This window comes from Advenella sp. (genome assembly GCF_052108595.1).
In the GTDB taxonomy this organism is placed as follows: domain Bacteria; phylum Pseudomonadota; class Gammaproteobacteria; order Burkholderiales; family Burkholderiaceae_B; genus Advenella.
This window is the reverse complement of sequence record NZ_JBQEAU010000159.1, coordinates 1-7,498: the sequence shown is the minus strand read 5'-3', so window position 1 is coordinate 7,498 and position 7,498 is coordinate 1. Positions and strand designations below refer to the sequence as shown.

At 53.5% G+C, this 7,498-nt stretch carries 6 protein-coding genes and 3 tRNA genes; 6 read left to right on the top strand and 3 right to left on the bottom strand.

Annotated elements, in window-relative coordinates; genetic code table 11:
- Positions 1–48 precede the first annotated feature (48 nt).
- A tRNA-Pro gene (locus ACTIKR_RS19480) sits at positions 49–125 on the bottom strand.
- A gap of 92 nt (positions 126–217) precedes the next feature.
- Positions 218–625: a hypothetical protein gene (locus ACTIKR_RS19475; RefSeq protein ID WP_193087201.1), complete on the bottom strand. Its 408-nt coding sequence runs from the start codon at positions 623–625 to the stop codon at positions 218–220.
- Between the two features lie 625 nt (positions 626–1,250).
- Here ACTIKR_RS19475 and ACTIKR_RS19470 point away from each other — a divergent pair.
- The 5 genes from ACTIKR_RS19470 to ACTIKR_RS19450 all read left to right on the top strand — a co-directional run bounded on the left by ACTIKR_RS19470 (position 1,251) and on the right by ACTIKR_RS19450 (position 5,796).
- Positions 1,251–1,338 (top strand) — tRNA-Leu (locus tag ACTIKR_RS19470).
- 21 nt (positions 1,339–1,359) lie between these two features.
- Positions 1,360–1,449: transfer RNA gene (locus ACTIKR_RS19465), tRNA-Ser, on the top strand.
- Positions 1,450–1,790: 341 nt separating this feature from the next.
- On the top strand, positions 1,791–3,032 hold the full coding sequence (locus tag ACTIKR_RS19460) for an MFS transporter (protein WP_193087200.1): 1,242 nt from the start codon (positions 1,791–1,793) through the stop codon (positions 3,030–3,032).
- Between the two features lie 410 nt (positions 3,033–3,442).
- Positions 3,443–4,927: a SulP family inorganic anion transporter gene (locus tag ACTIKR_RS19455; protein ID WP_193087199.1), complete on the top strand. Its 1,485-nt coding sequence runs from the start codon at positions 3,443–3,445 to the stop codon at positions 4,925–4,927.
- Positions 4,928–4,941: 14 nt separating this feature from the next.
- Positions 4,942–5,796 carry a universal stress protein gene (locus ACTIKR_RS19450; RefSeq protein ID WP_193087198.1) on the top strand — a complete coding sequence of 285 codons (855 nt, stop codon included), beginning with the start codon at positions 4,942–4,944 and terminating at the stop codon, positions 5,794–5,796.
- 195 nt (positions 5,797–5,991) lie between these two features.
- Here the strand turns inward: ACTIKR_RS19450 and ACTIKR_RS19445 are convergent, their stop codons facing one another.
- A complete protein-coding gene (locus tag ACTIKR_RS19445) occupies positions 5,992–6,411 on the bottom strand; it encodes a winged helix-turn-helix domain-containing protein (RefSeq protein ID WP_193087197.1) in 420 nt (139 codons plus the stop codon).
- 656 nt (positions 6,412–7,067) lie between these two features.
- Here ACTIKR_RS19445 and ACTIKR_RS19440 point away from each other — a divergent pair.
- Positions 7,068–7,498: alcohol dehydrogenase catalytic domain-containing protein (locus tag ACTIKR_RS19440; protein WP_442328752.1), on the top strand; the 431-nt coding region annotated here is incomplete at its 3' end.

The window sequence follows — 7,498 nt, the reverse complement described above, 5'->3', positions numbered from 1 at the left end:
CTTGAGCTCTTTAAACGACTTAAGTATTTGATTTTACTATATTTTTTGTGGTCGGGACAGTAAGATTCGAACTTACGACCCTCTGGTCCCAAACCAGATGCGCTACCAGGCTGCGCTATGCCCCGACGTGTTCACTAAATCAGCGAAGAAAAGGATATTAACATAGATCTCGATTTAATGACAAGTAGGTGTGCCTAAAAATCTACACATTCAACACTTAGCGCTGCTGTTTGTTGCGCATTTGCTCCAGTCTGCGGCTGGCGCCTTCCATGCCGCGCTGAGTCTGGCGGTATGAAGACCGGCTTGGTCTGTCGTGGTCTCGCCGGTTATTCCAGTTGCTACGATCATGATCCCGACGGTCGCGCCAATCGTTTCTGTCGCGATGGCGTGCCGCGTCACGGCGTGCTTCCTGGCGACGCTCCCAATCGCGACGGTCGCTGCGCCTGTAATCTACATTTCGGTAGCCACTGCGATAACCACTGCGATAGCCGCTTCCATAGTAACTGGAGCCCCCGCCGTACCCGTCATAACGGTCAGAATAACGCCCGTAACCGTCGCCAGCGTAGCCGGCGCAGCCGCTTAGGGCACCCAGTGCTACCAAAAATATGACCAATATTTTTCTCATATCGACCTCCTGATTTGAAATTCTTGTTTCTATTGCTATACAAAAGCATATATCCCATTTACCCACATGTAAACGAGATACCGTTACGCTGATTATCGTTCTTATTGTGTGTCCAATGTGTTTCTGAAATACGACAGATACAAGGTAAGAATCGCAGTCTGTTACAAAGGATGTTGTGTTTATGTAAGCTGTTGACAATAAGCAAGGGCGACTTGTCATTGATCGAAATGCCTGCAGGCCACCAAATATGGGGATCCCACTGGGGAGCTATTTAACGCAGATCTGTCACCGCTGGCGCGTTTTTGCCGGGACGCTTGCTTCAGCCGACAGCATATAGGCAGCGCATTTTACCGTTGCTTGTTGTGGAAAGCGGCCGTGTGGGGACGTGTTATGGCTGTAAATGAATACGATGAATACATCGATTAACCAGAGTAGGGTGTTATAAGTGTTATAAAGTGGCGCGATGACGTTACTGAGGCCTGTGCTCCAAAGCGTGGCGAGTGGGGTGTAGGTGTCGCATTGATGTCACGAATAAGTGTTGCACTAACTGGTTTGTGAGATTTTTCCGGTGAGTGTGTAGACGTTGGTAAATCAGATGTGCTATATTCTCGTTTCTCCAGTTCACGCACTCGTGGTGAAATAGGTAGACACAAGAGACTTAAAATCTCTCGGGCATTGCGCCCGTGCCGGTTCGATTCCGGCCGAGTGCACCAGAGATGGGTCTCGCATCAACAGGAAGCTTGGCAGAGCGGTTGAATGCACCGGTCTTGAAAACCGGCGAAGGGTTAAACCTTCCGTGAGTTCGAATCTCACAGCTTCCGCCAAAATTCATATGCTCAAGCTGGGCATAGTAAAAAAACCCCGTTAATTCATTGAGTTACGGGGTTTTTTATTGTCTTGCGTTTGAGCGGCTATGGTTTTACTGGCCAATCGATCTTTAAATGCGAGCAGTTGGATTGCCTCAGTGGATATCTGTGCCAAGTCGATTTTCCCCTCGCTAACTGGGTAACGGGTCAAGATGCCGTTAATGACTTAGAATAATACGTTAATAACCAGAAATAATAACCAGCGCTGTTAGTCGGGTCATTTTGGTGATGCCTTGGCGTTTCGCAGTAAGGTAAGGATCTGGTCCAATTATCCAATTTCACAACCGAATACGATTGACATGAAACAGAACAACGCCACCATCGATGATTCTTCCTTGATACTCCCTGAACACGTTCAGCGAGGGAATATCTGGCGTTTGTCCACAGCGCAGGCGCTGGCGGGCGCTAACTCTGTCGTGGTTTATGCCACCGGGGCCATTGTGGGTGAGAATCTGGCTCCGACGCCGATGCTGGCGACGTTGCCCATTTCCATCTTTGTGGTGGGCATGGCTGCATGTATTCTGCCGGTGGGCAAAATTGCCCAGCGTCATGGTCGGCGAGCTGCCTTTCTGGTGGGGACCGGTGCTGGTGTCTTGACTGGCCTGCTGGCTATGGTTGCTGTGATCCAGAGTTGGTTCTGGCTGTTTTGTCTGGCCACCTTCTTTGGTGGCGGCTATGCCGCGGTGGTGTTGACGTTTCGTTTTGCCGCGGCAGACGGGGTGGAAAAGGCCCGACGTGCGCGGGCCCTGTCCCTTGTCATGGCTGGTGGGGTTGTGGCTGGGGTCATCGGTCCGCAATTGGTGACCTGGACCATGGATATGTGGGGCCCGTATAAGTTTGCCGCGACTTTCCTGGTGCAGGCTGTAGTGGCCGCGCTGTCGGCGGTGCTGTTGCTGGGCGTGCGTCTGCCGGCGCCTACGGTAACCGAGCAGGCCGGAGGGAGGCCGCTTTCTGTCATTGCATCGCAACCGCGATTCATCGCAGCGGCCATCAGTGGCGCGGTCGCTTATATGTTGATGAATTTTCTGATGACGTCCGCGCCGCTGGCCATGCATATCAGCGGTCATTCACAGGAGTCCGCCAATCTAGGCTTGCAGTGGCACGTGATTGCGATGTACGCGCCCAGTTTCTTTACGGGCAATCTGATTTCTCGCTTTGGTGCCGGTCGTGTGGCTGCGGTGGGTTTGTTACTCACAGCTCTGTCGGCGGTCGTGGGGCTGGGCGGGCTTGATGTGGCCCACTTCTGGGGTACGCTGATCCTGCTCGGGGTGGGCTGGAATTTCGGATTTCTCGGCGCTTCTGCGTTAGTGCTTGAATGTCATCGGCCCGAAGAGAAAACCCGCGTGCAGTCACTCAATGATTTCATTGTTTTTGGCCTAATGGCCGCCGGGTCTTTTTCATCGGGCGGACTGTTGAGTGCTTATGGATGGAATACGGTGTTGTGGGTGTCCTTTATTCCTCTGGTGCTGGCGGTCATCGCGCTGGCGCTGGCCAGGCGAAAAAGAGCGCCGGTTCTCACGGTTCAGGAAGAGAGTCGGTAGCGCGCGCCAGCGCTGCGCCAAAGGCGAGGTTGCTCATTGACGGGCGTCTGCTGACTGATCCGACGTCTGGGTCGCGGGTATGCTAAACTTGCCGCAACCCAAATGTGGGCGATTCCCGAAATGCGGGGATCCCTGCGTAATCGCTTTTTATTATTCTTCTAATAATCAGACCCATGTAATTGGTTCTTCCAACAGCAGATCTTCTGCTCGCTCTACTGTATAGCTGAGGCAGCATTGCAACATGCGGCTTTTTGCTGTCGTCTTTTTCCGTATTCAATATCCCGGCTTCCCGCCGCTTCACACAAAACCTCATCGCCTGCGGGCGATTGCAACCGACGTGCCTACGTATTTGCGCGTGGGCTGTCCGCGGCTGATGAGCATCAGGGGGAGTCGTTTAAATTTTTAAAATTATGTTTACAAAAAATACTATCAAACAGGATTGGTTTTCCAATATCAGGGGCGATTTGCTGGCGGGCCTCGTTGTCGCACTTGCACTCATTCCCGAAGCCATTGCGTTTTCGATCATTGCGGGCGTAGATCCTAAAGTGGGTCTTTATGCCTCTTTCTGTATTGCGGTGGTCATCGCTTTTGCCGGCGGCCGGCCTGGCATGATTTCCGCAGCAACCGGCGCCATGGCGTTGCTGATGGTGACCCTGGTCAAGGAGCATGGCCTGCAATATTTACTGGCGGCGACCTTGCTGACCGGCGTGCTGCAGATCCTGGCAGGCGTGCTGCGCCTGGGTGTATTGATGCGCTTTGTCTCCAGCTCTGTTGTGACCGGCTTTGTCAATGCGCTGGCCATACTAATATTCATGGCTCAGTTGCCTGAATTGATGAACGTGACATGGGTTGTTTATGCCATGGTTGCGGCAGGTCTGCTAATTATTTACCTGTTTCCGTATATCACCAGAACGATACCGTCGCCGCTGGTGTGCATCCTGGTGCTGACCGCCATTTCAATGGTGCTGGGGCTGGATATCAGAACGGTGGGCCACATGGGGGAGCTGCCCGATAGTCTTCCTGTCTTTTTGCTGCCGGACGTGCCGCTCAATTGGGAGACATTGAAGATTATTCTGCCTTACTCTGCGCCATTGGCCATCGTGGGGTTGTTGGAGTCGTTGATGACGGCAGCAATCGTCGATGGCCTGACCGATACGCCGAGTGATAAAAACCGGGAGTGTGTGGGGCAGGGCGTGGCAAATATTGCCTCTGGTTTTCTTGGGGGTATGGCCGGGTGCGCAATGATCGGTCAATCTGTCATCAATGTAAAATCCGGCGGTCGCGGACGCCTGTCCACCTTGACTGCGGGCGGCGTATTGTTGATTCTGATCGTCTTTCTGGGGCCATGGGTCAAACAGATTCCAATGGCAGCGTTGGTGGCGGTGATGATCATGGTGTCTATCGGGACTTTCAAGTGGTCTTCGTTGCGCGATTTGACCCGCCATCCCAAAAGCTCGAGCATAGTCATGATCGCCACTGTCGTGGTGGTGGTGGCCACGCACGATCTGGCAAAAGGCGTGCTGGTGGGCGTGCTGCTAAGCGGGATATTCTTTGCCCACAAGGTGGGGCAGGTGCTTAGCGTTACATCATTTAAAACCGGCAGTGAAGCGTCCAGAACCTATCATGTGACAGGGCAGATTTTCTTTGCGTCGGCGCAGGCGTTCATTTCCAGATTTGACTTCAGGGAAGTGATTGACGAGGTTACCATTGACTTGCGTTCCGCAAGGTTCTGGGATATTACTGCAATTGGTGCGCTGGACACGGTCATACTCAAGTTCCGGCGTGAAGGAACGGTAGTCAACATTGAAGGACTGGACCAGGCCAGCACCACGCTGGTGGATCGCTTTGCTGTTCATGACAAGCCGGACGGGGCTGGCAATCTGCTGAACCATTAGAAAGGGAGACATAAATGAAAAAAATTATTGCGTGCATCGATGGCGCCAGGCATACGCTTGCCGTGTGTGATTATGCAATTTGGGCATCGCAGCATTTGAATATCCCCATTGATTTTTTGCATGTGTTGGACAGACATCCGGAAAAGGCATCAATCGTCGATTTGAGCGGGAGCATTGGTTTTGACGCCCATGACATGCTGCTGAGCCAATTGAGCGAGCTTGATGAGCAGCGCAGCAAACTGGCCCAGTTGCATGGAAAAAATATTCTGGAGATGGTCAGAAAGCGGGCAGTGGCCGCAGGCTTGAGTGCCGTTGAAACGCGCCAACGACACGGCGCATTGACGCCAAGCCTGCTGGATCTGCAGGGCGAGGCCAGAATGATTATCCTGGGGCAGCACGAGCAGGCCAAAGGAGCGCATCGCAGCTATTTTGATCACAACGTAGAGAAGATCGTCCGGTCGGTGGATTTGCCGGTGTTGGTTGTTTCAGAGTCGTTTCGTGTACCAGAGCGTTTCCTGGTAGCGTTCGATGGGAGTGATACGGCGCGTAAAATGGTAGAGCGCCTGGCCGGTAGTGCGCTGCTGGCAGATCTGCAGTGCCATGTGCTATATGTTGGCGAGGATTCGAAGCAGGCCGCGCAACATATGGATTGGGCGCGGTCGGCGTTGACCGCGATGCAGTTTGAGCCGATTGTGTCCGTGCTGGACGGCGAGCCCGAGGCAGTGATCGTGGATTATATATTGTCCAATGATATCGATTTGCTGGCAATGGGCGCTTATGGACACTCGCGGATTCGCGAGCTTATTGTTGGAAGTCTGACGACTACGCTGTTGAGAACCAGTCCGGTGCCTGTGCTGATCATGCGATAGGCGCTGTGAGCTCGTCGTGATTGAGCGTTTTGGCGAGCGCAAGGTTCAGGCAGGCGAGCGTGCTGGTCTCTTAACGCCTGCACGCCGGTGTTTTTGGCAGCCGGCCGGTGCGCAGGGATCTATGGGCGCGCGGGTTTCGAGGGAGTGTTATGTCTAGCGCCGGGTTCTGGTGGGTGCGCGTGCTGGCTGCTTCTGTCAATGCGGTATGGGATATAAAGCGTTGTCTGTTCCGGGAGTGTGCTTTTCTGTTCCGAACGCGTGTCTTTTTTTCTGAATTGCTTCCGACAGAAAATATCCTTTTTTCCGTTCGGTATGGATCAGATTCGGGAAAAAATCCTGATCGATTCTGCGGCGCAAGCGTGCGATGTGCACATCAATGGCATTGGAGTTCGAGCACGGTGGCTGTTTGTCCAGAACGGCATTCAGCGCCGATTTGGATATAACGGTCCCCGGGTGGGCCGCCAGATAGAGCAAGATACGAAACTGGGTTACCGATAGCGTGATTTGCACGCCGGAGCGTGTCACTCGGCTGCTGTGCAGGTCGATTTCCAGATCGGCAACAATCAGTTTGTTGCGTCCATCAAATGCGGTCAATTTCTCCGGCGTTGTTTTCATAAGTTTTGTTGGACATCCGGGCGGGCTAGTGCAGATGTGCATCTGCAAACTTTCCGGCACAGGTCCATCTTTATTGCCTGTTACGCCGCACCTTTGCAATTGTCACGGGCCGACCGCAATTGATTAATCCATGCGGGTCAGGGCGCGCTGGTGAAAAAAACAGCGCACGCCTCGGCTCGAGCGCAATCGAGACAGTCAACTGCTGGCCGAAAAAGCGTTAGGTCCGGCAATTTAGTCATCAACGCGTTGCATCACAATATGTGTGGTGTGGTGCTGTAGCGCGACAGGCATGGATCTTCATGGGTTGCCCCGGCAAGCAGGGCCTGTCGGTGCGGGCATGTTAAAGCGTCAAGATTATCACGATATTCAGTTGTATGTCAGCCTATGTAGAGGGGGGGTCTATGTAGAGGGGAGGTCTATGTAGAGGGGAGGTCTATGTAGAGGGGAGGCATGAGGCGCGGCATATGAATCGGGGTTGCTGCGGGGCGCGCATAAAACATGAGTACGACATACATAAGGCATGCTGGGGCTCGTTTATTTCCCCAATTGACCTTATCGTGAAGGCAGGCGCAGGTTTCGACGTTAAAATCTCCTGATTGACAGTCAGGCATGGCATTCGTGCGCATGACCTCCATTATTTTTGCAGGAGAAGACAGATGAAGGCAGTTGAAATTTCCACCCCAGGCGGCCCCGAAGTATTAAAGCTGGTGGAGCGTGAAAAGCCCGTATTAAAGCAGGGCGATGTCCTGATTCGCGTGACGGCTGCCGGCATAAACCGACCCGACGTATTTCAGCGCAAAGGCGCCTACCCGCCGCCGCCCGGGGCTTCGGATCTGCCGGGGCTGGAAGTTGCCGGTGAAATCGTAGAGGGCGACCTCACGGGTACCTCCCTGAAAATTGGCGACCGAGTGTGTGCATTGACGCCCGGGGGCGGATACGCCGAGTACTGCGTCGCGCCTGCGGGCAATTGTCTGCCTATCCCTGAAGGTTTCAGTGACGTGGAAGCTGCGGCACTACCAGAGACTTTTTTTACCGTCTGGAGCAATGTGTTCGACCGTGGCGCGTTATCCGGCGAGGACACATTGCT